Origin of the sequence: Frankia sp. AiPa1 (genome assembly GCF_023243075.1) — a bacterium.
In the GTDB taxonomy this organism is placed as follows: Bacteria; Actinomycetota; Actinomycetes; order Frankiales; family Frankiaceae; genus Frankia.
On record NZ_JALKFZ020000141.1, the window covers coordinates 1 to 24,966 of the forward strand.

Here is a 24,966-nt window from a genome sequence, read left to right on the forward strand (position 1 = left end):
ACGACGCGTGAGCCATCACACCTGGCGTTTACTCAACGTAGTTGATCGTAGCCGAAAGCTACCTTCGCGCAGCCCTGGGTAGCGGGGGCACGTTTCAGCCCACCCACACATCCGCCAGACGGGGCAGGTTGTCGGCGTCGAGCGCGAAGCCCGAAACCCGGCTCCGCAGGCCGTAGGTCCGCTTACCGACGAAGGTCGGCAGAATGTACGCCTCGGCGATGACCTTGCGTTGTACCTTGCCGTAGAGCACGTTCTGCTCGGCCGTGTTCTGGCTGCGCAGGGCCTGGTCGAGCCAGCCGTCGATCTCGGTGTCCCGGATGCGGGTGGTGTTCGCGCCGCCGTCGCCGGGAAGCTTGGACGAGTAGAACAGCGTACGAAGGATCGACGCATCGGTCGCGTTTGCCGCGCCCGCGCCGAGATCGTAATCTCCCGAGGCCAGCGTCGCGATGATCTGCGCCGTGGCCAGCGGGCGCAGTACCACTTCGAGGCCGATCTGCTTGAGGGCGTCCTTCAACGCCGTGTGGTAGTTCTTCTGCTCCTCGGTCGTGTACTCCGCGGCATAGGCCAGAGTGGCCCGCAGCCGCTGGCCGTCGCGGGTGCGGTAGCCGGCGGAGTCGGTCGCGGTGTAGCCCGCCTTCGCAAGCAGGCTCAGCGCCTTGTTCTGGTCGTATTTCCAGGTGTTCTCCACCGAGCGGTCGTAGCCAGGAGTGGAAGAGCTCAGTGCTGACCACCCGTTGCTGTACGCGCCCTGGAACAGCCCTTTGGTGATGGATCGGACGTCCACGCCGGACTGGACGGCGAGCCGTACGTTCCGGTCATTGAACGGGGCCCTGGAGGTGTTCAGCGCGTAGGTGAAGGGCGCACCGATCTGATCCCGGCTGACCAGCGTGATGCCGGGCTGGCCGCGCAGCTGGGCGAGCCGGGTGGCAGGTATCTGGTCGGCGACGTCGAGCTGCCCCGAGGTCAGCGCGCCGACCCTCGCGGCGTCGTCGGTCAGAAACTGTACCGTGTACCGATCAAGATAGGCGTCACCCTGGTCCCGCACGGACTTCGGTGCCCACCGGTAGCCCTTGCGACGGGTGAACACCGCCTGCTGTCCGGGTGTCAGCTGGGTGAAGACGAACGGGCCGGTGCTGACGAGTGCCCGGCCACCCGCCGCGATCTCCGAAGCCCGGGTCCGCAGCACCGTGGGCGAGTGAAAACCCAGGTACGGCGATGCCAGGCCGCTCAGCAGCGGCGAGTACGGGGAGCTCAGCCGGATGACCACGGTGTGCTCGTCCACCACATCGGTCCCTTGATAGGGGCCGAGCAGGGTCTTGGCATTGCGGGACTTCGTCGCCGGAGCGACCACGTGGTCGAGGTTCACCTTCACCGCTTCGGCGTTGAAAGGCGTCCCGTCGTGGAATGTGACGTCGTCGCGCAGGACGAACGTGTAACTGCGCCCGTCGGCCGAGATCTTCCACGACGTGGCCAGCCACGGCTCCACGGAGCCGTCCCGCTTCTGGTGGACCAGCGAGTCGTATACCGCGCGCAGGGTGAGCGCCGAGAGGGTCGAGACCGAGACATGCAGGTCCCAGCTGTCCGGCTCGGCCGTCGTGGCCAGGATGATGCTCCCCCCGCTGTGCGGCGTACCCGTGCCGCCGGCCGCCGGCGACGAGGAATCGTCGGCGCACGCCGCCAGCCCCGCTGTCCCCAGGCCGAGCACGGCCACGGAACTCGCGGACAGGGCGAGGAAGTTTCTGCGGGTAGGCATGCGGGAGCATTCCGTTCTGTGCGGTCGCGGGGGTCGGATTCAGGGATGAGCGGAGATGAATATCCGGTTCGGTACGGTTCGAGTTTCGGGCCGACCCGGAAGCGGGCCACCCGGGATTCGCCGAGTCGCCTCACGGGCGGTACCGGTAAGCCGTGGGAAACCCGTGGATGTCGGCGGCCCTGAGGCTTCGGGGCCGCCGATTTACTCTGCAGTTGCTCCCCGTCGATGCAGCCCTGGAACGGGTATCCATCTGGTGGAAGCGAAACCGGCGCGCCGGGCTGAGTAAAGGCGCTCGGGCGGGCACGGGAGCGGGAATCGCGGGCACACCGGACGCGGGGCAGGGCGTTTCCGGGGCCGGGTCCGTCGGGCCGTAAGGCACCCGACAGACGGCCAGAGCGTGGCTCGGCGCGGGCAGAGTAGTGACAGCACAGAGCGACAAGCCGTGGTGCGCGCCACTCAGCGAGCTACGCAGAAGGGCCCATGCGGACGTCGGCGGCCACATGTCGAGGAGATTCCAGCCCTGGTCGGGCAGGTGGAGAAGGGCTCTGTTGGAACTGCGGGCTCCCGGCACCACGGTGACACGCGGCAGCAGGAAAACTGTGAGCTCGGACTATCGGCGGAGGCGATGCCCGCCGCTGGTTCCCCAGCCCAGACCCGGAGCATGGCGTGGCGACGGAATCGCAGCAGTGGAGTCAGTAGCGGACGTCGACGCCACCCGAGGCCGCGGGACGAAGATCCTCTCCCGCAGGCCGTACGACCGTGGCCGCGCTCTGGAGCGACGCCCAAGGACCGGCGGGGTGGTTCAGAGCGAGCGAGCGGGACAAGCGGGACAGGAGGCACTCACCACGGTGCCGAAGTCGACGTGCCGACGACGGAAGAAATCGACCGCCGGCGAACGGGGGCTGTCGAGGATATGGCTGGACGAGCCATTGCCGTAGGACAAAATATCGTCACCCACCGTATTGCCCCCCCGCCTGCCGGTCTGTCGCAGATCGCAGCATACCGGCGTGGTACTCCGGTTTGCAACACGGTGCGGGCAGGGTTACGGCCCTGGTTGCGAGGGTGGAGCCGCCGTCGGGCTCACGCGCCTCACAGGGCGGCCTGCTGCCCAGCCCCCGCGGGCAGGAGTGAGTCGGCGACACTCAGGGACCCGACCGGGTCACGGTGCGTGCGGCCCAGTGGCGGGCTTGCCCGCAGGCCGTCGAACATGACGGCCAGGAGCACACGCACGTGCGCGTCCCGGTCGGGCGCCTGTTCTTTCACCCAGGACAGCGCGCCGATCAGTGAGATCAGCTCGTCCGGCCGGACGTCGGCGCGGACGTCTCCGGCGTGCTGCGCCCGGCGCAACAAGGACTCGGCCGCGAGGTCGACGGCCCGGCACGAGCTGCGCAGGGCGGAGTCCTCCTCCCCTGCGGCGAGCAGCGCCGCCGAGACGCCGTGATAGGCGGCGACATGGTCGACGAGATCCGTGAGCCAGTCGAACAGCGCCGTTGCCGCGGCCACCTCGGGCGCGCCGAGCAGCCGTTCGGCCTCGGCACACAACGCCTCGGTGCGGTCGTGCAGCAATGCCTCCAGCAGCGCGTCCCGATTCGGAAAGTGGCGGAAGAGCGTGCCCGTCCCGACGCCGGCCCGACGGGCCACCTCGTTGAGGGAGATGTCCCCCTCACCGCTGGCGAAAGCGTCGCGGGCCACCGCGAGGATGCGCTCCCGGTTGCGGCGGGCATGCGACCGCATCGGCCGTTGCGCGCCGTTCGCCTGGTCGACCATGCGATCCTCCCTGACCCCCGTCCGGGTGTAGCGACCCTCGCAACGAGCCTATGTACTTCCTTCGCTCGACACGACCTACTCGTGGCGGCCAGCCGGCTGCCCCGGGTGCGGGTCCAGTGACGCTGGCGGGGGTGCCTGGCGCAGGAGGGCATCCTCAAGCAGCGCGAGCAACCGGATGCTGCCGTCCCGCCCAGGCGGGGAGGTCTCGCGTACCCAGGCCGCCGCGCTGATCAGGTCGAAGAGCTCAACCGGGTCAAGATCGGCGCGCACCCGGCCGCCGGCCTGGGCCGCCCGGAGCAGGTCAGCGCCACATCGGAACATCGCCTCACAGGCATCGTGCAGGGCGTTCTCGTCATGTTTGCCGCGGATCACGACCTCGACCATGCCACGGTAGGTGCTGCAGTACTCGACCGCCCGCCGCAGCCAACCCAGCAGTGCCCGGTCAGGCGGGCCAAACTCGGCCGCCTGCTCGGCATACGTGACGAGCTTGGCAAGACCGTCCCTGGTCGCCGCCTCGATGAGCGCCTCCCGGCTCGGGAAGTGGCCGTACAACGTGCCGATCGCCACTCCCGCCCTGTTCGCGATGTCCTCCAGCGACGCCGCCGCGCCCCTGACCGCGAACACCTCCCGGGCCGCGGCCAGGACCGCATCGTAGTTCCGCTGGCCGTCGGCTCGCCGGGGCCGCGTGGCCAGACGACGCGCAGTACGTGTCATCGTCATCTCCTGATTGACATCCCGAGGCATCCTCATGTTACATACCGAGAACATGAGCGATCCTCGATTTACCCCCCGGCCCCCCGCGGAGGCAACCTCGTGAGTACGCACGCCAGCCCCGGCGCGGCCGGGAGCGAGACGGGCACCCCGAAAGCGTGGGGGCTCGTCCTGGCCGCGATCGTCGGCGCCGAGTACCTGCTCCAGCTCGACGGCACGATCATGAACGTGTCACTTCCCGCGATCCAGTCGCACTTCGACGTGAGCATCACGACCGGGTCCTGGATCCTCAACGGCTTCTATCTCGCCTTCGGGTCACTGCTGTTGGTCACCGGCCGCATCGGTGACATGTTCGGCTACCGGCGGGTCTTCATCGCCGGCATCGGCCTCGTCGTCGTAGCGTCACTGCTCGCCGGGCTCGCCCCGAACGTGGCCGTGCTGCTGGTCGGCCGAGTACTGCAGGGAGTCGGCGCCGCCATCGCCGGCCCGACCGCCCTGGCATTGCTCACCACCCTGTCCGACGGGGAGCGCCGGCAGCGGGCCTTCGCCCTCTACTCAACGATCACCGCGCTCGGCTCGGCCTCGGGCATGGTGCTCGGTGGCGCGCTGACCTCCGCCGGCAGCTGGCGATACAGCCTGCTGGTGAACGTCCCGATCGGCCTGGTCATCTTCGTCGTCGCGCTGCGGGTGCTCGGCGTGCGCGACGACGTGCGGACCGAGCGCTCCCTGGGCACCTCCAGCGCCGCCCTGGTGACCGCGGCCCTGACCGCCGCTGTCTACGGCCTGGTGCACGCGGCCGATGCCGGGTGGAGCGACACCTGGACGATCGTTCCCCTGGCGGCCGCCGCGATCCTGTTCGCAGTGCTGCCAGCCGTGGACTCCCGGTCGTCCGAGCCGCTGCTGCCCGGGCGCGTCTTCGCGCACCGCAACCGGCTGGGCGGCATCGTGAATCTCCTGCTGCTCGCCACCGTGCTGGGCAGTTTCCTGTTCTTCCTGTCCCAGTATCTGCACACCGCCCATCACCTCAGCCCGATCGAGACCGGCCTTGCCCTGGTTCCCTTCGCGGCGGCCATCCTGGTCAGCGCCCAGTTCATCACCAAGTACCTGGCAAAAGTCGATCTTCGGGTCCGTGGTGTCATCGGTCTCGTCCTGATCTTCATCGGGATGATCTGGCTGAGCCGCCTCGACGACAGCAGCAGCTACGCCACGGGCGTCCTGCCCCAGATCGTCATCATCGGGCTCGGGGTGGGGCTGTCCGTCGTCCCGTTCAACATCATCGTTCTGTCCAGTGCGGCGCCGGAGGACACGGGGATCACGGCCGGGATCGTACAGACCTCGATCAGCGTCGGCGGCCTCATCGGCATCGCCATCTTCCTGCTGCCCTTCACCCAGGATTCCGGGTCCACGACCGACGCCTTCTCCCGGGTGTTCACCTGGATCTCCGCCACCGCCGTGCTCGGCATCCTGACCTCGCTCGCGTTCTGGTTCGGCCCGCGCCGCAGGCCGGCCCCCGCGGCGGCGCCACCGGCCCAGCCGGACGGCAGCGACGAAGGCCTGCCGTCCGGCCGACCCCACAGCCTGCAGTCCTGACCCTGCCCACAGGCGCCGGCAGCCCGCGCCCGTGCGGGTCACGCGTCGAAGAGCGCTTCCCGCAGGCTGGCCAGGACGGTCTCGTCGATCCGTCGGCGCAGGCCCGGGGCAACCTGTCCGGCGAGGCCGTGCGCGACGCCGGGAAAGTGATGCAGCTCGACCGGCACGCCGTCGGCGGCCAGCCGGAAGGCGAACAACAGCGCCTCGTCCCGCACGGCGTCGCGCTCGCCCACCGCGACGAAGGTGGGTGGCAGGCCAACCAGCGAGGCGGCGCGGGCGGGGGCGGCCGTCCCCGGAACCTCTCCCGTCACGGCGGCCAGATAGCCGTCCCAGGACTCCCGCACCAGCACGGGGCTCAGCTCGGTGGGTCCCCAGTCCCGGCGCCGTGATTCGGTGTCGTCCCGGTCATCGAGTGACGGTGTCACCAGGTGCAGCAGCACCACCGGGGGGCCGCCATGATCACGGATCCACAGGCAGGCCCCGGCCGCCAGCGCGCCGCCGGCGCTGACCCCGGTGAGCGCGATACGGCCGGCATCGACGCCGAGCTCCGCCGGCCGCGCCGCCACCCAGCGCAGCACGGCGAGACAGTCCTGAAGCGCGGCCGGATAGGGGTACTCGGGAGCGAGCCGATAACCGACCGAGAACACGACCGCGCCGAGATCCGCCGCGAGCCGCGCCACCCACGGGTGCAGCATGTCGATGCTGCCGATGGCCCATCCCCCGCCGTGGAGGTACAGCACCGCGGGGAGCGGCTCGTCCTGCCCCCGCGGGCCATAGCGGCGGACCGGAACCCGAAGTCCGGAGTCCGGGTCGTATGCTTCGAGGTTGCGGACGTCCAGCTCCTCCGTGCTGGGAAGCGGCGCCGGGTCAGCCAGCGGCCGGCGGCTCTCCTCTCCCCGGGCGGCGAGCAGTTCGGCGATTGTTCCCTCGACCCGGTTCGCTGTGTCGCGCGTCATCGGTTTCCTCGGTCGGAACGGGTGAACGCGGTGCCCAGGCCCGAGTCGAGAAACCCTGGAGCGATTGCGTTGACCAGGATCTCATCGCCGGCCCATCCACCATCCAGTCCCTCGACGCCAACACGATCATCGTATCGAAGCGTCGCTACGACCATTTGGCCCCGCCCCCCTACACGAGGTGTTCTACCAGCAGCTTATGTTGGCGCTGCACCGCAGCGGCCGACGGGCGGCGGCTCTGGAGGTCTACAAGTCCGCCCGGCAGACCATCACGACCGAGCTCGGCCTGGAGCCCGGTCGGGCGGTCCGAGAGCTTCACCAGGCGATACTCGTCAGCGACTGACTCGTACTCGGCAGCGACCGACATTCGCCGCCAGTACCTGGTCGGATTGCGGGATCACGTGAGTCGCACCCGTGCGTCCACCTCGACGCGGAGCCCGCGGGCCAGCGCGCGCAACCGCTCCTCGGCCGCCCGCAGGGACACGGCCGACAAGGGAGCAAAGGTCTCCGCACCGTGGAAAGCTCCGGGATACGAGTGCAGCTCGACGCTGACTCCGGCGGCAAGAAGCCGCAGAGCGAACTGGATTCCCTCGTCCCGGGCCGGATCCAGTTCCATGGTGGCGAGGTAGGTGCTGGGCAGCCCGGCAAGGTCCGCCGACCTGGCCGGGGCCGCGAAGGGCGAGACGTCCGGGTCACCGGGGCGCTGATCTGGCGGCAGGTAGGCCGTCCAGGCCGCGAGCGCGCCGGCCCGGGTGAAGCCCGGGGTATCCACGAATCGGGTCATGGAACCACTCGTCAGCCTGTCGTCGAGGAGTGGGACGTCAAGCAGCTGAAATGCCAGCGGGATCCCTCCGTCGTCGCGCGCCCACAGTGCGCTGGCAGCTGCCAGCGCGGCGCCGGAACTCGCGCCGCCGATCGCGATCCGCCGGTCGTCCAGACCAAGGTGATCCGCGCGGTCGTACACGTGACGGAGTGCGGCGCAGCAGTCGTCGAACGGACCGGGAAAGGGAGTCGTGGGGGCGAGCCGGTACTCGACGTTCGCCACGGCGATGTCCAGGCGCGCCGCGATCTGTGCGCAGAACGGGTCGAGCGCCGCCGCGCTGCCGGCTCTGAACCCGCCCCCGTGTATCCAGACGAGGACCGGCAGTCTGGAAGGGCGCCGGCGCGGACGGAACAGCCGTACAGGAACCGGGAAATCCGCAGGGGCCATCAGGTCGACCGCGTCGACCGGCGGCAGCTCGTCCAGGGGCAGCCGCGCGGCGAGCTGCTCCTGGGCCTGTTCCCGGGTTCGGGCGAGGGCGTCAGGACGCCCGCTGCGCAGAACCTCGGCCACAGTGACAAGCTCCGGGTCGAGAGTAGACGGACGGTGACTGGCGGGAGTACTGACCATCCTCAGTCCACCAGCGCCGACAGGGCCGACGACGAGGCCGGGAGCGGTGGAGCCACATCCGGGCTGTGCCACCTGCGGACAAAGGGGAACCGGCCCACCAGAAAGGCATCCACCGGCCGATTCTGTCAGATCGTCGGCCATCTGACGGTCGGCCAGGGACGCAGCGGCGGTGCGGCTCTCGGCTCGCGCCGAGTACGGCTTCGCGCGGCCGGCTCCATTAGCTGAGCTCCAACGCCCGCGTCAGGACGGCGGGAACCGGCTCCCCTCGAGGTCACCTACCCTGTTGCAAACCGGAGCACCACGCCGTTATGCTGCGTCCACGGTTGACCGGTCAGCTGGCAAGCGCAGGACGTCCAGGGGCGTCCCGGGGGGTGGTGAGCCGGCCGCACATGGTGTCTGGACCCGGCCTTCGCCGCGGCCGTTCGTCGTTCCATCGAAACGGGCACCCGAGCCTACGTGGCCTCCGCCGTCCACAGCTGGCCGGGCAATCCGAGACGTGACGCCTCACCATCGCGGCCCGTACTCCCCTGTCCTGTCCGTGGGCCCTGTCCTGTCCGTGGGCGCCGTGTCGCGCGTGGGCGGAAACGCATGGCCCGCCGCGTCGGGATTCCCGGCCACCGACATTCCCTACGACCATCGAGATCCCAAGGAGCCACCTGGTGTCGTCATCGGATCTGCATGGGCGCGAGCTGCACCTGAGCGTGCATCCGGTGGCCGCCGGCCATCATCCGGGGGCCTGGCGATGGCCTGGAGCCGATCCGCTGGCGTTCGCCCGGATCGAGGGGTACCTCGAGGTCGCGAAGGTGGCCGAGCGCGGACGACTCGACTCGATCTTCCTCGCGGACGTCCCGGGACTGCACGCCGACATCGATGACTACCCGCTGCTCAACGGCCTCGAGCCGACGCTGATCCTCACCGCGATGGCCGTCGTCACCGAGCGGATCGGGCTGGTCGGAACCGCGTCGACCACGTTCAACGAGCCGTTCAACATCGCCCGCCGGTTCCGGGCCCTGGACCTGATCAGCCACGGCAGGGCCGGCTGGAACGCCGTCACCACCTCGGGCCCGCGCGTCTCGGGCAACTTCGTCGCCGACGAGCCGAGCGCCGAGCAGCGGTACGCGCGGGCCGAGGAGTTCGTCGCCGTGGTGCTCGACCTCTGGCGCAGCTGGGCGCCGGACGCCCTGACCGCCGACGTGGAGGCCGGCCGCTACGCCGACATGGGCCTGATCCGCCCCATCGATCACCACGGGGAGTTCTTCAGCGTACGGGGACCACTCAGCCTGCCCCCGTCCGAGCAGGGCTACCCGGTGATCTACCACGCCGGCGTGTCCGACGACGTGCGCACCCTCACCGCCCGGACCGGCGAGGCTATGTTCACCGCCGTGGTCGACCCCGACACGGCCCGCGCCGAGCTGGACATCGTCCGCACCCGGGCCGCCCGCTTCGGCCGCCCCCGAGACGCGGTGCGTTTCCTGCCCGGTCTCGTCACCTCGGTCGGCGGCACCGAACAGGAGGCGCTCGCCCGGCGTCAGCGCCTCGACGAGCTGGCCGGTCCGCAGAGCGCGCTGCGAGCCGTCGCCGCGCAGCTCGGCCTGCCCGCCGGCGCGCTCGACCTCGACCGCCCCGTCCCCGACGTCCTGCGCGGGAGCCTGGTCCACGTCCGCGGGCACGCCCGTCCCTACGCCCGCCTCGCCGCGCGGGGACACACCGTGCGGGACATCATCCGCCGCGGCGGCGGTGGCGGGCACATCGTCGCGGCGGGTGCCCCGGAACAGGTCGCCGACGTGATCGAGACCTGGTTCACCACCGGGTTGGTCGACGGGTTCACGCTCATGCCGGACGTCACCGTCGACGGGCTGCCCGCCTTCGTCGACCACGTGGTGCCGATCCTCACCCGGCGTGGAGTCTTCCGCTCGGAGTATCGAGGAACGACGCTGCGAGAGCACTATGGTCTCCCGATCCCGGACGTCGCCACCCGCCGGCCGCTGGCGCGGAGCCTCTGATGGTCGCGCTCTCCTTCGTCGACCAGGGTCCCACCTCCGCTGAGACCCCTGGAGCGCGGAGTCTGCGGCACTCGGTCGCGCTCGCCCAGCTCGCCGACGAACTCGGTTACACCCGTTACTGGGTCGCCGAGCACCACGGTGTGCGCAACATGACGATCGCCGCTCCGGAGATCCTCATCGCGCACATCGCCGAGCGGACGAGCCGGCTGCGGGTGGGCTCGGGCGGCATCATGCTGCCCAACCACTCCCCCCTGCACGTCGCCGAGCAGTTCCGCACCCTCGAGGCGTTGTACCCGGGACGGATCGACCTGGGGATCGGTCGCTCCACCGGGACGGGCGACGACCCCACCCGCGACGCGCTGCTGCGCACCCCCGACGGCCTGGACCGGTTCGACGAACACCTGCGCCAGCTGCTCGCCGTCGGCGGGCGGGGGGACCTGCCCGCCGACGACCCGTACCGCGGTCTCATCGCGTCACCGGCGGCCGTGCCACTGCCACCGGTCTTCCTGCTCGGCGCCAGTGTGCGCAGTGCGAGGCTCGCGGGTCAGGCGGGCCTCGGATACGGATTCCTCGGCGTCTACCAGGACCCGGCGGTCGCGATCGAGGCGCTGCGCGCCTACCGCGCGTCCTTCGTGCCCCGTGTCGGTGCGCTCCGTGTCGATGCCCCCGACGCCGACGTCCCCGGCGCTGACGTCCCCGGTGCCAAGGCGGACCGGCCGACGGCGATCCTCGCGGTGCGGGTCTGGGTCGGCGAGGACGACGAGCACGCCGCGGCACTCGCCGCCCCCGAGCGACTCGCCGTACTCGACTACCTCACCGGCAATCCAAGCCCCCTGGAGTCCGTCGAGCGGGCGCTCGCCCGCCGGCTCACCGACGCCCAGCTGGCCAAGCGGGAGACGCTCGACGCGCGCGGCGACGTCACCGGTGGCGTCGAGCGGGTGGCCGCCCGGCTCGCGGAGCTCGCCGACGCCAGCGGCGCCGACGAGATCATGGCGATCTCCAACATCCATGACCCCGAGGATCGCCGCGACTCGCTGCGGCGTCTGGCGCTGGCCGCCGGCCTGCGCCCGGCGCCCGCGGCCCCGATTCCGCATCCCGGGTCCGTTCCCGACCCCGCGGCGGTGCCGCGGGAGGCGGCGTCGGCGTCCGCGTCGCCTGACCGGTCCGCCTGAACTCCAGCGCCGCGCGGCAGGAATCGTGGTGTTCCTCGGTTCCCCTGCCGCGCGACTTCGAGCCAGAGCCGCTGAAACGGACCGGGATGCCACCCAGTCTGGCGATCTCGTCGTCCGGAGACGGCGTCCGGAGGTCGGGGTCACCTCCGCCATGCTCCAAGCGGCGCTGTCGGTCGGCGGGCCGCGCCGGATCAGGAGTAGCTGTGGATGGTGACGTTACTCAGGGTCGCGTCGCCGGCCTTTGCTGCCGCTTTGCAGATGTTCACCTGTACGACCCGGCTCGTGCCGTCAACGACGTTGAAGCAGTAGATGGATGCCGTCGCGTCGCCACCGCGGACGGTGACGTTGATCCCGCGGCGGGTCGACGTGGTGCCGTCCGCGTTGTGGGTGAGCACGTCGACGTTACGCAGGCTCCACGCCCCGCCGGTACCGCTACCGTCGCAGTCGTCCTCCTGCCGGTCGGGATCCGCGTTGACGTTGCGGCAGGCGGCACCCGCGGTGCCCCGCGCCGGCAGCGCGGCGGCGAGGTTGGCGATACGGCGACTGGTGGTGCTCCCGTCGGCGCGGTGACTGACCAGCGTGACGTTGTCGAGTCGCGGCTGCCCACCATGCCCGCTCGACGAGCACTCGTTGCGCTGGCGAGCGCCGGACGAGCCGGCAGGCCGGTGGCGAGCGCATGTGTCGGCGGCGGAGGCCGAGGTCCCGCCGCCGGCCAGCCTGGCCAGGGCGTCGTCGTCGCCGCCTCCACCGCTGCTGGGCAGGGTGATCTCGACGTCCCGCAGCGCCACGTCGCCGCCGGCCGCGTTCGCGTTGCACCGGCTGCGCTGGAGGGTGATGCGCCGCTGCGCGGCCAGGGCCTGGGCCTCGGCGACGTTGCCGCAGACCACGGCGCTGGTGGCCGTGCCGCCGACGATGTTGATATCCGCGTCCGCAGCGGAGCTGGGGACCGCTGTCGCTCCGGCGAACGCGACGCTCAGCAGCGGGGTGATGGCCGCGGCGGTCATCACCACACGCAGCCGAGTGAGCGCACTGGCGCCCATGTCGTTCCTCTCCGAGGCCGCCGCCGGCGGGGCCGCCACCGATGACGTCGTCGGGTCGTCAACGCCGACCGGATGCTCCGGCAGCGACGAACCCGTTCGTCCCCGGCCGGAAATCCGCCGACGCGGTCTCACCACGGTAGGTGTGAAAAGTCCGGAACTGCCCGCGGAGCGCGCTCCGTGCCCCCCCGGTCCGCCGGCAGGCATTCCGACTTCTCGAAACGGTAAGGTCGTGGTCTGCCGTTCTCGCGGATCACGGCATTTCAGATCCGAGAAATGAGACCACACACGGCGTCGGGCGGATGCGGGAACCAGTCACCCCACCCGCCCGAAGCCGAACTCGATTACTCAGTCAATCCGTTGCTCAGGTGTTCGTCTGCACGAGGGTCAGGTCGACGTTGTCCAGAGTGACGTTGCCACCGTTGGACGTCGCGCTGTTGCGGCAGGTGTTGGCCTGGGCCTCGGACGCGGTGCCCTGCACGTAGTTCACGCAGGCCGCGATGGCGGTCGAATCGCCCCCGCTGATGTTGACCGACGCGTTGTTGTACGACCGGCCAGGCCCGCCGTCGTTCTCCTGGTCGACGAACAGGCTGACGTTCTTCAGGTGGACAGTTCCACCGGAGGCATCCGCGACGTTGCGGCAGTAGTTCGACCGCGGCCGCACGTGGTTACGGGCCGACCCGCGGGCGTAGTTCAGGCAGCCCGTGAGGGACGCCCCGCTACCGCCCTGAATGTTGATCTTGGCGTCGTTGAACTGGGTCGCGGACCCCGCCGCGAACGCCGGCGTGGCACCCATGACCGCGAACGCGGCCGCGAAAGCAACAGCCGTTCCCCGCGCCGTGCGCCCAAAACCCGAGATATTCATGAAAGGATTCCCCTTCAGTCAAGTGCCGCTGACACATCGTCTCCACAGGGCAGCGACGCCATAATTTCCGAACACGTCGCCGGACAGGTTTCCTCGCAGTTCCCCCTGGCAGGCGTGGCCCAACGTAGCCAATGGAAAACGCGCCGTCAAAGCACCGGCCGCCCCGCGTGGCGTGCGGACACGCGACCACTCTGTCAGATACCTGACCGCGCCCCTCCGTGCAATGTGCAGCCCTTGCCACTAGCGCCGATCAAATCGAGTGCGCACAATGAGGCAACGAAGCCAGCCGGTCGATGCACCCGCTCTCCTTCCGACCCGGCCACCGACCCGGGCCGCCCGCCGGAACGGCGGTCCAGATGCGGCGATATCCTCGTATTTCTTTCCGCCGCCCGGCCGGCAGAACAATCCAGCGAATACGAATACTGCTTACCGAGAACCATCCCGTGGCCGGGGCGGACCGTGGTGGTGACCACGTGCCAGTCCGCGTGCGGACTGGCACGTGTGTCGGTCAACCGACACACGACCCGGCGCCGATGCCGACGCGGTTCATGGCCAGCCGCGTCCGGTGGGGCCGACCAGGTGCACGGGAACCGGGGCGCCCCGAGTCGTCCGCGCCCGCCACGCCCCGCACCCCACAGGGCCGAGCTCCTACCGCGCGAGGCCGGCAGAGCGGCCCGATTGTGGAAAATTCGTGCATATATTGTGACTCGACCGCAGTGGTCGGCGCTAAGTTGAGCTTCTCGGACGAGGGGGCTCTGCTGTGACAACCCGGGCGCTGTCGGCAGTTTCTGCTTTATTTTTATTCCTGTGCCTCGCTTCGCTCGCGGCCTGTCGTAGCGGCGCGGCAACATCGCAATCCGCTGCCTGCGCCAGCGCGCCTGGAGTCACGCCGAACGAGGTCAGAACGGGCTACATCTATCCGGAGACCGGGTCGCTGGCGGAGACCTTCGCCTCCGTGCGCGCCGGCCTGGATGCCCGGATCGATCTCGCGAACGCATCAGGCGGGGTGTTCGGACGTCAGATCAGATATGACTGGGAGGACGACCGGGGCCTACTGGACACCAACCGCGTCGTCAGCCAGCGTCTGGTGGAGAACCGCAACGACTTCGGCATCGTCGAGGTGTCCACGGCCGCGAGCGGCGGTGCCGCCTATCTGGCGAGCAAGGGCGTTCCGGTGGTCGGCATCGCGATCGAGTCCGTGTGGGCACAGTACCGGAACATGTTCTCGTTCTCCTACTCCCAGATCCCCACCAGCTCGGACGAGACCGTGACCACGCTCGGGCAGTACGCCAAGGCGCACGGCGGATCACGGGTCCTCGCCATCACCAATCCCGCCGGCCTCAGTCTCATGGACAGCATTGCCGGACAGGTGCGCGACAGCTACGAGTCCGCCGGGATCTCCGTGTACTCCGCGGCCGCGGACGAGGTGCCAAGCCAGGATCAGATCAACGGCATCATCCGTCAGATCGCCGCCAACCACACGGACATCCTCCAGATCATGGTGTCCACGCACGCCGCCGCGCCGATCGTCGCCGCGCTCCGGCAGCGGGGGGTCAACCCCGGGATCATCCTTGCCTCCGGCGAGGCACCCGACGCCCAGCTGATGGACCAGTACGGCTCGCTGCTGGCGGGCCTGACGATTTACAACGGGCCCACCTTGGACCTGAGCCAGCCGGCAGCCAAGACCTACCTCTCCGCCCTCGCGCGCTTCGCCCCCGAGCTGCAGGACACCAGCCAGTCCACCGCACTGACCGGCTACATCATCGGGGACATGCTGGTGCGCGGCCTACAGGCCGCCGGGCCATGCCCGACCCGGCAGAGCTTCATCAACGGCCTGCGCGCCGTCAGGAACTACACAGCCGGCGGCCTGACCGCGGAGATCAACTTTGACGCGGACTTCGGCAAGTCGCCCACCTGTTACACCTTCCTCTCGGTGAACGCCACCGGTACCGGCCTGACGACCACCGCGCGCGACTACTGTGGAAGCCGCGTCCCCAAGCGGGGGAACTGACCGGCTGCCGGATGTACCCGGGCCGCTCCCGCCCTGGTCACCCCAGGTCCATCGTCGCGGCGGATCAGGCCAGGCCGGAGGCCGTGCGGCGCGATTTCGGGCCGACGGCCCGCGGCGAGGAACCCGCGTCGGGCAGGGCCTCCTCATCCCGGATAACCCGATCGACGACCCCCTGCACCACGTCCACCGCATCGATCGCCCGCCTCGGACCTCACCGCATCGGTAGGCGGCTCAGCGCTTCGTGAGCAGGTGCGGGGGCGGAGGGCCGAAACGCCCGCGCAGGAAGTCAGCGAGACCCCGGACGCGTCCCCCGGGGTGCCAGTAGGGGCCGCGGTGGGTGGGTGCGACGGCGCCGACTCCAAGCTCCACCAGGGCGATGCAGAAGCGGATGAACGTGTGGTAGCGGCCTGAGTGCTCCCGAACGAGCAGGAGAGTGTTGCGCAGCTGGAGGTAGTCGATGGCCGCCGACGGCGAGCTGATGTGCGGGTTCTTCACCATCGCGCCGCGCACCAGGCCGCATTCCCAGCCGGCGTCGCGGGCGCGCAGCGCGAGGTCCGCCTCCTCGCAGTAGGCGAAGTAGCGCTCGTCGAAGATCCCGACCTGGTCCAGGCAGGCACGGTGGGCGAACATCAGCGTGCCGTGCGGGTGTCCGGCCGGCTCCCAGCCCTCGTCGACCCGGGCGGGGACGAGGATACCGCCGAGGTACGGGTCGACGACCGGTGTCGCGGCGTCCCCGAAGTCGGCGCACGCGAGCCCCGCCCGAGGCCGGTCCGCGAGCACGCTCAGCATGTGGCTCAGGCAGGTCGGTTCGGGCAGGGCGTCGTGCGGCGCGAGCACCACCCAGTCGCCGGCGTCGGCGTCGGCCAGGAACCGGCGGTAGCCGATGTTGGCGGCCGCGCCGAAGCCCAGGTTCGCTCCGGCGCGCACGACCGTGACGTCGACGGCCTCGACCGGCGGCACGCTCACGGATCCGTTGTCGACAATCGTGATCACGACGGGAACGTCCTGGGCCCGGAACGCGTCGATCGTGTCGACGAGTCGCTCGGGCTGGTCGCGGTGAACGAGGACGACCGAAAGAGGCTGCACGACCTCAGTGCTACCTCAACGGACCCCTGAGGAGCGCGGGAGCGGTGGTGATGCCGCCCATCTCATGCGTTCACCGTCGCCACCGCGTCCGCGCCCAGCACCAGCCGGGGCGCGGACGTCAGCGGGATGGGGAGGAGATCGGCTGTTCCACGGTGCGGGCAAGGATGCCGAGGGTCGCCCGCAGGCCGGCCTCCGGAATCACCGGGAAGATGCCCTTGCCGCGGTAGTCGTCGCCGATCTGGCTCCAGTCGTAGTACGAGGTGACGAGCGTGCCGGACTCGGCGGGCTCGAGCTGGTACCCGTACAGGTGGTTGATCGCCGGGGTGAAATTGCCGCCGATGGTCCACTCGATGAGGGCGTCCGGCTCGAACCTGGTGATCTCGACCGTGACGTCGTACTTTCCGAGCGGAAAGTCGTTGAGGGACTCCCGGTCCATATGGACCACGAAAGTGTCGCCAACCTGACCGACCGGCTTCCCCTCGGCGGACTGAAGCATTCCCGAGCTGTCGATCGCCACGTGCCCGGCAGGATCAGTCAGTACCGCAAACACCGCTGCGGGCGAGGCAGCGATCGTTCGCTGCACCTCGAACCGTTCGACTGTCGTCATGCCGGGCATCCTCCCATCCGAGGAAGCCCGAACGCCAACCCCGCGCGGCGGCGCGAAGGCGCCCCCGCACAGGGCCAGCGGGGCGGGACACGGGGCCCCGCGGGCCGACGCCGCCGCCCGCCCGGCGGCATCGCAGCGGGCTCGGCACAGCGGACCGGTCAGCCGGTCAGCCGGGACCGGCTCGCCTCCCGGTCAGCGGGAGACCGCGGCCCCGGTGACGGCGCGGGAGCGGCGCACGGCCGCCGTGCGCTGCACGGGAACGGAGACCGCCCCGTCCTGCGCACCCTGGGCGCGGAAGATGATCACGGTCATCTCCTGGCGGGCGGCGGGCGACAGGTCGGGGTTGTCGAGCAGCCTGACAAGCTCACGCTGCTCGGCACGCTCGGCGAGGTACGAGGCGAACGTCCTCCGCAGCGAGGAAACGGAATTGTGGTGGACGCGCATGAGAACTCCTTGAGTTTAAAACCGGGGAGGACGGGCCACTGTCATCTCCCACCATCATTGTGCCCCCGGAGCGAGCACTTCGGGGTGAACGGACAACGTGACGTGGACTGCAGTCCGCATCATTCGTCGACCTATATGAGCTGGCCCACAGTAATGGCGCTCACAATGCCGGCCCAGTCAGTAACCGGGGTCACAGTAGGTTCATCCGGAATTCGGATTCCGCGTAGCGGCGGTCACATTCACCCGTTAACCGGAGCGTCCACTGCCGTTCTACCCACTGCCTCACACTCCACGACCGCCCGATACCTGGCACCCGGGGCGCTCACCTCATCCGCAGGCAGACCCCTCGACCAGGGCCGCCCGGAGCCGGCCCGGGAAGCCTCGAGTGACGCCGGCCACCAGAACACGGGCGAAATCGGGACACTTCCCCCAGCTCGGCCAGCGGCATCCACGAAGAGACCGTCCGAGCTGGTTCCGGTCGCGCGGAAAACGGAATAACACGGCCCGCGCCACCTCGCTTCCGGGCCGATCTCACCGTCAGAACGTCACCGGAAGGGCGCGCAACCCGTACACCACCGTGTTCGTCCGGAACTCCACCGCGCCGAAGGGCACCGCGAGGGCAAGCCCGGGAAAGCGGCGCAGCAGTGCGGGCAGGCCGATGCGCAGCTCCAGGCGGGCCAGCGGAGCGCCGAGGCAGTGATGCCGCCCGAAGCCGAAGGCGACATGGCCCACGGCTCGGTCGCCACCAGATCCACCGGCCGACCCCGCCCGCTCGACGTCCCCCAGGGCCTGCTCGACGATCTCGGACACCCGGGCGGCAAGACGCCGCATCCGGGCGCCGGTGAACTCGGAGGTGAGCATCCGGCTTCACCACGGTTCGACCTCGACGCGTTCACCGGTGGAGGCGGAGTACGCACATCAGGGAAAGGGAGACCGGTGCTATTCGGCGGCACCACATCGTGCATCCGAACCCAAATACCAGACCGGATTCGAGTCCGCACGCGCCCGACGGCGAGGCTTCGAGCCAGGCCCGCGCCGATTAAGGCATACCGCAAAGGCAAGGCAGGGCGAATTCCGGACCGACATCACGTGATTTGCTCGAAGCACTTCGCGGCGCCAGCACACAGGCACCCGAGAAGACCCTGGAGTAGCCGACTATACTTCCCGGAAGGCAGGAACACAGAGGATTCAAGCGCCGTCACAATAGCAGCGGGGTGGCCGATTTGTCAATCGAGGACATGGATTCCGAGCAGGCGTACATCTCGGCTCTCTACGATCGACTTGACGATCTGCGCCGGCGTACTTCGGTCCGACTGCGTGGAGTGCTCGCGCGGTCGGAGAGCCTGCCGCGGGCCCGGTTCGAACGGGAGGTCGCCAGTGCGGACTGCGCCGCCACGCTGGCCCGGCTGCGGGCAGCCGAGATCGGACTCTGCTTCGGCCGGCTGGACTTCGACGGCGGCGAGCAGCGCTACGTCGGCCGGATGGGAATCTTCGACGAGGCCGACGACTACGCGCCCCTGCTGATCGACTGGCGCACTCCAGCCGCTCGGCCGTTCTACGCGGCGACCGGAGCCGAGCGGCTCGGGGTGCGGCGGCGGCGACACATCGCCACCCGCCAGCGCGAGGTCACCGGCCTGGAGGACGACATCTTCGAGATGGCGGACCCCCACGGCAGTGCGGCTCCCGACGGCGCGACCTCCGACGGCGCCGTGTCCGATGGCGCGGTGTCCGACAGCGCAGGCCTCGAAGGTGCCACCCCGCTCATCGGCGAGCCAGGGTTGTTCGCCACGCTCAATGCGGCCCGCACCGGCCGGATGAGCGACATCGTCGCGACCATCCAGACCGAGCAGGACCGGATTATTCGATCTGATCACCGCGGCGTCCTCGTCGTGCAGGGCAGCCCCGGTACGGGAAAGACCGCGGTGGCTCTGCACCGAGCGGCCTATCTGCTTTACACCCACCGCGAGCGGCTCGCCCGCAGCGGAGTTCTCGTTCTGGGGCCGCATCCGGCGTTCCTGCGCTATATCGAGAACGTGTTGCCGTCCCTCGGCGAGACCAGCGTTGTCAGCGCGACGGTCGACGCGCTCTACCCCGGGGTGACGGTGCGCCGTGTCGACGAGCCGGCGGTGAGTGAACTCAAGGGGCGGGCGGACCTTGCCGAGGTCATCGCCGCCGCCGTACGCCACCGCCAACGTCTGCCCCGCGCGAACACTCTGGAGATCCACACCGACGAGCGACTGCTCCTGCTGGAACGTTCCACCTGTGAACGCGCACGGTCGCTTGCCCGGGAATCCGGCGAGCTGCACAACGACGCCCGGCCCATCTTCGTCCGGGCGGTGATCGAGGCGCTGGCTCGTCAGGTCGCGGACGGGTACGCGGCCGAGACGATCACGGCACAGGTGCTGGAAGCCGACCCGGAGGCGCTCGACCTGCTCGCCCCGGCCGGTTCGGGTGGCTCGAGCCTGCTCGACGATGACGACGTCGCCCAGCTGCGTCGCGAGCTGCGCGCGGATCCCGCGGTGCAGGCCACCCTCGAGGAGCTGTGGCCGACGCTGACTCCCGAACTTCTCGTCGCCGAGCTGTACGCCGACCCCGGCACGCTCGCCGCGGTCGCGCCGCAGTTGTCCGCCGCCGAGCGGCACCTGTTGCACCGTCCGCTCACCGAGGACGACGCCGACGACGAGGACTGGCTGCGCGAGCTGCGGGCGGTGACCGACACGGCAACCGACACGGCAACCGACACAGCGACCAGCGCGCCGACCGACACCGCGTCGGCGCCCGCCGGGCCGGCGCTGGCCCCCACCGCACCCGACGGCCGCGACCTCGGCGACGAGGACGGACAGGCATCGCCGGGCGGCCCGGCGCGACCGCGACCGGTCGGCGGCTGGAGCGCGGCGGACATCCCGCTACTCGACGAGGCCGCGGAGCTCCTGGGCGATGACGATCAGGCCGCGAAGGCCGCGGCGCTGCGCGAACGGCTCGCCCGGGTCGCCTACGCCCAGGGCGTGCTCGACATTCTCTCCCGCGACATCGAGGACGACCCGGAAATCATGATGGCCGTCGACCTCATCGACGCCAGCCGGCTGGCCGAACGGCATGAGGACTCCGATCCCCGCACGATCGCGCAGCGCGCCTTGGCCGACCGGACCTGGGTATTCGGCCATGTCGTCGTCGACGAGGCGCAGGAACTGTCGGAGATGGCCTGGCGGATGGTGATGCGCCGGTGCCCGACCCGCTCGATGACCATCGTCGGTGACGTCGCGCAGACCGGCGACCCGGCCGGCACCACCTCGTGGGAGCGGGTCCTCGCCCCCTATCCGGCCGCCGGTTTGCCGGCGCGGTGGGAGACGCTGACGGTGAACTACCGCACGCCGGCGGAGATCATGGAGGTCGCCGCCGACGTGCTGGCGACGCTGTCCCCGCCCCAGCAGCCTCCCCGTTCGGTGCGCACGGTCGGGCACCGCCCATGGCGGCAGTGGGTCGACGGCCAGGATCTCGGCCCATGCTCAGCCCGGTTCGTCCTGACCGAGCTGGCACGGCTCGCCGCCGCGGGGAGGTCGGCCTACGGCGATCCCGCCTCGGCGAGGTCCAACGGAACCGCTTCGACGGGGCGAGGCGCCGAGCCGGCCTCAGCAGGCGGGGCCGGGCGGCTGGCCGTCCTCGTCCCTGCCTCCCGGATCGCCGAGGTGACGGCCGCGGTGCGGTCTGTCGTGCCCGACGCGGACGCCGGGCCCGGCGCGCTGCTGACGTCCTCGGTCGTGGTGCTCGAGGTTCGCCAGGCCAAAGGGCTGGAGTTCGACTCGGTCCTGCTGGTCGACCCGGACGCCGTGCTCGCCGAGTCGCCGCGCGGCGCACACGATCTGTACGTCGCGCTCACCCGGGCGACGGACCGCCTCGGGGTTCTGCACACCGGCGAGATCGCGCCGATGCTCGCCCGTCTCGCCCCCGCGCAGGGGTGACGAGACGGGCGAGAAACCTGGATCGGGGCCGGCCCAGCCGCGGCGGGCTATCCCAGGGCCGGCAGCCGCGGCGGTGTGGCTGGAGCCAGGGTCGCCGCCGGGTCGACGAAACCGCCAGTCGCCTCGTCCAGGATGGAGATCCGCGCCTCGGCGATGTCGAAGTACATGCCGACCAGGCGCAGCGCGCCCGCGTCGACGGCGCGGCGCACCGTCGGCTGCTCGCGCAGGTTCTCCAGCTGCTGGGCGACGTTCGCGCGGCCGAGCCGCTCGACGGGTGGCAGGTGCTCCGCACCGGGCGGCACGGCGCGGGTGAGCGACGCCGCGGCGTGGGCCAGCCAGCCGGCGAGCGCGGAGTCGCGTGGGCCGTTACCGGACCCGGCGAGCAGCGCCTTCATAGCGCCACAGGCCGAGTGCCCGCAGACGACGATCGCGGGCACCCGCAGCACCTCGACGGCGTAGTCCACCGCGGCGGTGACCGACAGTTCGCTGGAGAAGGGCACCCCGGGGAGGGGTTCGGCCGCGGCGCCGATGCCGACCCCGGCCGCCATGCCAAGGCCGCGGGCCATGCCCGTCCCGTGGCCGGCCGGCGAGCCGGCGAGCAGCGGGTTCATCCCACCGGACGCGGGCGACGCGCCGGGCGGTCGAGGCACGATGTTGCCGACGTTACGCACGGTGAACAGGTCGCCGGGACCGCTGCTGGTGAGGATGTTCGGCACGATCCGCGAGTCGGCGCAGGTCAGGAACAGGGCGCCCGGCTCCTGCCCGGCAGCGAGACCGTCGAAGGTGTCCCGCAGCAGGGGTGCGGCACGGCGGTGGAACTCCCGCACCCCAACCATGATCGTCCCGACATGGTCGAGGTCGGCCTGGGCCCGGGTCTGCGGCTGCGGTGCCGATGGGTGGGTCGGCACCGCCGAGGGCTCGGCCAGCGAACCCCCCGCTCCCCAGGCGAGGCCGGACGGCGAGGCAACTCCCGGCGTCCGGCCCGCCCACGACGCCGGACCGGTCGCCTCCTCCGACGCGTGGCCCGGTGACGACATCAGCTCCGGGAACGACAGCTGTTCCGGGTACGACGGCTGTTCCGGGGTCGACATGTGCTCCGGGGACGGCGTCTGATCCGGGGACGGCGTCTGATCCACGGGCGACGCATGGTCCGGGGACGGTTGGAAGGCGAGCGCGGAACCGGCATCCCGGACCCGCGGCCCGGCCGCCGCGGTGGTGGTGGTGGTGGTGGTGCCGTCCAGCGTCGGCGTGCCGTCCTGCCACTGCGACCAGGGGGCGAACCAGCGTGGCAGATGCGGAACGACCGTCCGGCGACGTTGCGACAGGTCGGTTCGGCGCAGCCAGACACGGCCGATCTCGTCGATGTCGACGGATCCTCCCGACGCCTCGTGGGCCGCGCACCAGCCCCGCAGATGGTCGTAGACGGCATGGTCGAGGTAGTCGACGATGAGCTCGATCGACACGGGTACGCCAGCGGGAATCCGCCCGAGCACGCGGGCCAGGCGGGGCAGCGCGAGGAAGCTCAGGGTCCCCTCTACCTCCACCTGCCACAGCTCGCCGTCGCGCTGCAGGTGCACGCTGGACCACAGCACCCGGCGCAGCACCAGCACGAGCGCGGTGAGCAGGCCCAAGCCCACCCCCTTGAGCAGGTCCAACCCGACGACGCCGGCCAGCGTCACGACGTAGACCGGCAGCTCACCGTGCCTGCGGACGTGGCGCAGGTGGGAGATGTCGACCAGGCGCAGCCCGACGACGACCAGCAGCCCGGCCAGCGCCGCCAGCGGGATCCACTCGACGGCGAAGCCGAGGAACAGCGCGAATCCGAGCATCCAGACGCCGTGCAGGATCGCCGAGGCGCGGGTACGCCCGCCGGAGGCGACGTTCGTCGAGCTACGCACGATGACGCCGGTGATGGGCAGGCCACCGATGATGCCGGACAGCAGGTTGGCCGAGCCCTGACCGATCAGCTCCCGGTCGAGGTCGAGCCGGGGGCCGCGCCAGCCGCGGGAGGTCGCGAGCTGCTCGACGGCGACCGCGGACAGCAGTGACTCCACGCTGGCCACGATCGCGACCGTCACCACGCCGAGGATGATCCCTGACCAGTCGCCGTCCGGCAGAGAGGGGAGCTCGACCGCGTCGAACAGCGAGGCGGGCAGCTCGACCCTGGGCACGTCGAAACCGGCGCCGGCCGCGAACGCGGTACCGGTGACGACGGCGACGAGATAGGCCGGGATACGGCGGATCACCGTGGGTATGGCCTCGGGCAGCCGCGGCCAGAGCAGGATCACGGCGATCGTCACCAGGCCGACCGTCGTCGCCCCGCTGTGCGGGTCGACGACCGCCCCCGGGATCGCCTTGATGTTGTCCCAGGCGTGGCTGTCGGCTGAACCGCCGAGCACCACATGGATCTGGCCGAGGACGATGGTCAGACCGATACCACCGAGCATGCCGTGCACGATGGCCGGCGACACCGCCAGGGAGGCGCGCGCGATCCGGCCCAGACCCAGCAGAATCTGCAGCAGGCCGGCCGCCGCGGTGATCAGACAGGTGACCCGCCAGCCATACGTGTTGACCAGGTTGGCCACGATGACGGTGAGGCCAGCGGCCGGGCCGCTGACCTGCAACGGGGCGCCACCCAGCGCGCCGGCGACGATACCGCCGATGACGGCGGCCAGCAGCCCCGCGGCCACGGGAGCGCCCGAGGCCACCGCGATGCCGAGCGAGAGCGGCAGGGCGACGACGAACACGACCAGCGATGCCTGCAGGTCGGGACGCCAGGACGCCCGCGGCGCGGCATCCGCGCCTGGCGGCGCGCCAGGACCGCTATCGATGCCGGTCGTGGAACTGGCGATGGCGCGGGAGGCCTGCGCGTCGCTGGCAGCGCCCGGGACGGCGCCGCCAGCCGGCGAGACGGCTCGGCCTGCTCGCCGACGCCGGCGCGAGCCCGGCGGTGAATGGCTGTGCCGGCTTGGGGCCGCGGGGGGCGAGGCCGACGACGAAGCCGACGCCGAGGCCGAGAACGAGGTGCTGCTTGACGACGACGGGGATGGGTCTCCTGACGGCGTCGCCGGTGGAATGGGTGGGCTCACGTCATCTCCTCGGGAACGGGGCTAGAGGAAGCGCCTGGTGGGGAGGCCTGAAACGGCAATGGTCCAGCGGCCACACCGCTGATCGTCACCAAGGCACCCGTTTCGTCCCCACCTGTCCGCTGCCTGCGGTGACGGATGTCGTACCCGGTTGAACGATCCGGGTCGCCTGAAAGTTTCGGTGCGTGAGGAATCGATCATCGCCGCGTGACCATTCGACCGCATCGGGCGTGTCCATCCCAGGATCTCAATGGCCCGCAATAACGGATAAAACCGACCATATGCGCCCCGGCCAAGGTCCCCTGAGCCGAGGGCCGCCCGGCCGTGGCCGCGCGATCCTCAACCCGTTTCGAGGTAGGCCCGGCAGGCGTGGGCCATGCCATGGACGATCTCTCCCCGACGACCTCTGATGATGGCCACGTCGGCCAGGAGCCACCGCCCGGCCAGGGCGCTCGGCGGGCGAAGGGGTCTGGAGCAGGCCGGCTGAACCGCCCTTCGCAGCCGATCCGCGACTGTTCGTCGCCGGACATTC

The 24,966-nt window shown here is 70.5% G+C and carries 19 protein-coding genes; 7 read left to right on the plus strand and 12 right to left on the minus strand.

All coding sequences use genetic code 11. The features are described from left to right. Positions 1-94 precede the first annotated feature (94 nt). The 3 genes from MXD95_RS15160 to MXD95_RS15170 all read right to left on the minus strand — a co-directional run bounded on the left by MXD95_RS15160 (position 95) and on the right by MXD95_RS15170 (position 4,234). A complete protein-coding gene (locus MXD95_RS15160; protein WP_250641270.1) occupies positions 95-1,753 on the minus strand; it encodes an ABC transporter substrate-binding protein in 1,659 nt (552 codons plus the stop codon). Between the two features lie 1,089 nt (positions 1,754-2,842). Continuing rightward, positions 2,843-3,520, minus strand: a complete 678-nt coding sequence (locus MXD95_RS15165; protein WP_250641271.1) for a TetR/AcrR family transcriptional regulator — start codon at positions 3,518-3,520, stop codon at positions 2,843-2,845. Between the two features lie 75 nt (positions 3,521-3,595). Then, on the minus strand, positions 3,596-4,234 hold the full coding sequence (locus MXD95_RS15170; protein ID WP_250641272.1) for a TetR/AcrR family transcriptional regulator: 639 nt from the start codon (positions 4,232-4,234) through the stop codon (positions 3,596-3,598). 99 nt (positions 4,235-4,333) lie between these two features. Between MXD95_RS15170 and MXD95_RS15175 the strand changes: the two genes are divergently transcribed. Beyond that, the gene (locus tag MXD95_RS15175) at positions 4,334-5,821 is read left to right on the plus strand and encodes an MFS transporter (protein WP_250641273.1); all 1,488 of its coding nucleotides are present in this window, start codon (positions 4,334-4,336) and stop codon (positions 5,819-5,821) included. 38 nt (positions 5,822-5,859) lie between these two features. Here the strand turns inward: MXD95_RS15175 and MXD95_RS15180 are convergent, their stop codons facing one another. Then, entirely contained in the window at positions 5,860-6,777 is a 918-nt protein-coding gene (locus tag MXD95_RS15180) for an alpha/beta hydrolase (protein ID WP_250641274.1), read from the minus strand. Positions 6,778-6,910: 133 nt separating this feature from the next. On the opposite strand from MXD95_RS15180, the gene MXD95_RS15185 reads away from it, so the two are divergent. Beyond that, positions 6,911-7,117, plus strand: a complete 207-nt coding sequence (locus tag MXD95_RS15185; protein ID WP_308301499.1) for a BTAD domain-containing putative transcriptional regulator — start codon at positions 6,911-6,913, stop codon at positions 7,115-7,117. 54 nt (positions 7,118-7,171) lie between these two features. Here MXD95_RS15185 and MXD95_RS15190 read toward each other — a convergent pair whose 3' ends face one another. Next, positions 7,172-8,164, minus strand: coding sequence for an alpha/beta hydrolase (locus tag MXD95_RS15190; RefSeq protein ID WP_250641276.1), 993 nt, complete (start codon positions 8,162-8,164; stop codon positions 7,172-7,174). Between the two features lie 659 nt (positions 8,165-8,823). Here MXD95_RS15190 and MXD95_RS15195 point away from each other — a divergent pair. Together MXD95_RS15195 and MXD95_RS15200 are read left to right on the plus strand one after the other, a co-directional pair. Then, positions 8,824-10,167 (plus strand): NtaA/DmoA family FMN-dependent monooxygenase, encoded by a 1,344-nt coding sequence (locus tag MXD95_RS15195; protein ID WP_250641277.1) that lies wholly within the window; start codon positions 8,824-8,826, stop codon positions 10,165-10,167. Then, entirely contained in the window at positions 10,167-11,339 is a 1,173-nt protein-coding gene (locus MXD95_RS15200; protein ID WP_250641278.1) for an LLM class flavin-dependent oxidoreductase, read from the plus strand. The genes MXD95_RS15195 and MXD95_RS15200 overlap by 1 nt, the downstream gene beginning before the upstream one ends. Positions 11,340-11,530: 191 nt before the next feature. On the opposite strand, the gene MXD95_RS15205 is transcribed toward MXD95_RS15200, so the two are convergent. Together MXD95_RS15205 and MXD95_RS15210 are read right to left on the minus strand one after the other, a co-directional pair. Then, positions 11,531-12,379 (minus strand): hypothetical protein, encoded by an 849-nt coding sequence (locus MXD95_RS15205; RefSeq protein ID WP_250641279.1) that lies wholly within the window; start codon positions 12,377-12,379, stop codon positions 11,531-11,533. A 361-nt stretch (positions 12,380-12,740) separates the two neighbouring features. Beyond that, positions 12,741-13,241, minus strand: coding sequence for a hypothetical protein (locus MXD95_RS15210; protein WP_250641280.1), 501 nt, complete (start codon positions 13,239-13,241; stop codon positions 12,741-12,743). 760 nt (positions 13,242-14,001) lie between these two features. On the opposite strand from MXD95_RS15210, the gene MXD95_RS15215 reads away from it, so the two are divergent. Further along, a complete protein-coding gene (locus MXD95_RS15215) occupies positions 14,002-15,252 on the plus strand; it encodes an ABC transporter substrate-binding protein (RefSeq protein WP_250641281.1) in 1,251 nt (416 codons plus the stop codon). Between the two features lie 231 nt (positions 15,253-15,483). Here MXD95_RS15215 and MXD95_RS15220 read toward each other — a convergent pair whose 3' ends face one another. The 4 genes from MXD95_RS15220 to MXD95_RS29665 all read right to left on the minus strand — a co-directional run bounded on the left by MXD95_RS15220 (position 15,484) and on the right by MXD95_RS29665 (position 18,250). Beyond that, the gene (locus MXD95_RS15220; RefSeq protein ID WP_250641282.1) at positions 15,484-16,338 is read right to left on the minus strand and encodes a glycosyltransferase; all 855 of its coding nucleotides are present in this window, start codon (positions 16,336-16,338) and stop codon (positions 15,484-15,486) included. Positions 16,339-16,456: 118 nt separating this feature from the next. Further along, positions 16,457-16,945 carry an SRPBCC family protein gene (locus MXD95_RS15225; RefSeq protein ID WP_250641283.1) on the minus strand — a complete coding sequence of 163 codons (489 nt, stop codon included), beginning with the start codon at positions 16,943-16,945 and terminating at the stop codon, positions 16,457-16,459. A gap of 192 nt (positions 16,946-17,137) precedes the next feature. Further along, positions 17,138-17,389, minus strand: a complete 252-nt coding sequence (locus MXD95_RS15230) for a hypothetical protein (protein ID WP_250641284.1) — start codon at positions 17,387-17,389, stop codon at positions 17,138-17,140. Positions 17,390-17,926: 537 nt separating this feature from the next. Beyond that, a complete protein-coding gene (locus tag MXD95_RS29665) occupies positions 17,927-18,250 on the minus strand; it encodes a cytochrome P450 (protein WP_285223647.1) in 324 nt (107 codons plus the stop codon). Positions 18,251-18,627: 377 nt separating this feature from the next. On the opposite strand from MXD95_RS29665, the gene MXD95_RS15240 reads away from it, so the two are divergent. Further along, positions 18,628-21,348: a HelD family protein gene (locus tag MXD95_RS15240; RefSeq protein WP_374122039.1), complete on the plus strand. Its 2,721-nt coding sequence runs from the start codon at positions 18,628-18,630 to the stop codon at positions 21,346-21,348. Between the two features lie 47 nt (positions 21,349-21,395). Here MXD95_RS15240 and MXD95_RS15245 read toward each other — a convergent pair whose 3' ends face one another. After that, complete coding sequence (locus tag MXD95_RS15245; RefSeq protein ID WP_518455748.1) at positions 21,396-24,200, minus strand: SulP family inorganic anion transporter; 2,805 nt, start codon at positions 24,198-24,200, stop codon at positions 21,396-21,398. On the opposite strand from MXD95_RS15245, the gene MXD95_RS15250 reads away from it, so the two are divergent. Then, positions 24,178-24,462: a hypothetical protein gene (locus tag MXD95_RS15250; protein WP_250641287.1), complete on the plus strand. Its 285-nt coding sequence runs from the start codon at positions 24,178-24,180 to the stop codon at positions 24,460-24,462. The two genes, MXD95_RS15245 and MXD95_RS15250, sit on opposite strands and share 23 nt — an antisense overlap. Positions 24,463-24,966: the final 504 nt, after the last annotated feature.

What these genes read in the sequence shown, in the direction of transcription:
- MXD95_RS15170 (WP_250641272.1), bottom strand. Translation starts at nt 4,234, where the DNA reads ATGACACGTACTGCGCGTCGTCTGGCCACGCGGCCCCGGCGAGCCGAC.
- MXD95_RS15160 (WP_250641270.1), bottom strand. Translation starts at nt 1,753, where the DNA reads ATGCCTACCCGCAGAAACTTCCTCGCCCTGTCCGCGAGTTCCGTGGCC.
- MXD95_RS15205 (WP_250641279.1), bottom strand. Translation starts at nt 12,379, where the DNA reads ATGGGCGCCAGTGCGCTCACTCGGCTGCGTGTGGTGATGACCGCCGCG.
- MXD95_RS15200 (WP_250641278.1), top strand. Translation starts at nt 10,167, where the DNA reads ATGGTCGCGCTCTCCTTCGTCGACCAGGGTCCCACCTCCGCTGAGACC.
- MXD95_RS15190 (WP_250641276.1), bottom strand. Translation starts at nt 8,164, where the DNA reads ATGGTCAGTACTCCCGCCAGTCACCGTCCGTCTACTCTCGACCCGGAG.
- MXD95_RS15180 (WP_250641274.1), bottom strand. Translation starts at nt 6,777, where the DNA reads ATGACGCGCGACACAGCGAACCGGGTCGAGGGAACAATCGCCGAACTG.
- MXD95_RS15225 (WP_250641283.1), bottom strand. Translation starts at nt 16,945, where the DNA reads ATGACGACAGTCGAACGGTTCGAGGTGCAGCGAACGATCGCTGCCTCG.
- MXD95_RS15240 (WP_374122039.1), top strand. Translation starts at nt 18,628, where the DNA reads ATGGATTCCGAGCAGGCGTACATCTCGGCTCTCTACGATCGACTTGAC.
- MXD95_RS15230 (WP_250641284.1), bottom strand. Translation starts at nt 17,389, where the DNA reads ATGCGCGTCCACCACAATTCCGTTTCCTCGCTGCGGAGGACGTTCGCC.
- MXD95_RS29665 (WP_285223647.1), bottom strand. Translation starts at nt 18,250, where the DNA reads ATGCTCACCTCCGAGTTCACCGGCGCCCGGATGCGGCGTCTTGCCGCC.
- MXD95_RS15210 (WP_250641280.1), bottom strand. Translation starts at nt 13,241, where the DNA reads ATGAATATCTCGGGTTTTGGGCGCACGGCGCGGGGAACGGCTGTTGCT.
- MXD95_RS15250 (WP_250641287.1), top strand. Translation starts at nt 24,178, where the DNA reads ATGCCGGTCGTGGAACTGGCGATGGCGCGGGAGGCCTGCGCGTCGCTG.
- MXD95_RS15165 (WP_250641271.1), bottom strand. Translation starts at nt 3,520, where the DNA reads ATGGTCGACCAGGCGAACGGCGCGCAACGGCCGATGCGGTCGCATGCC.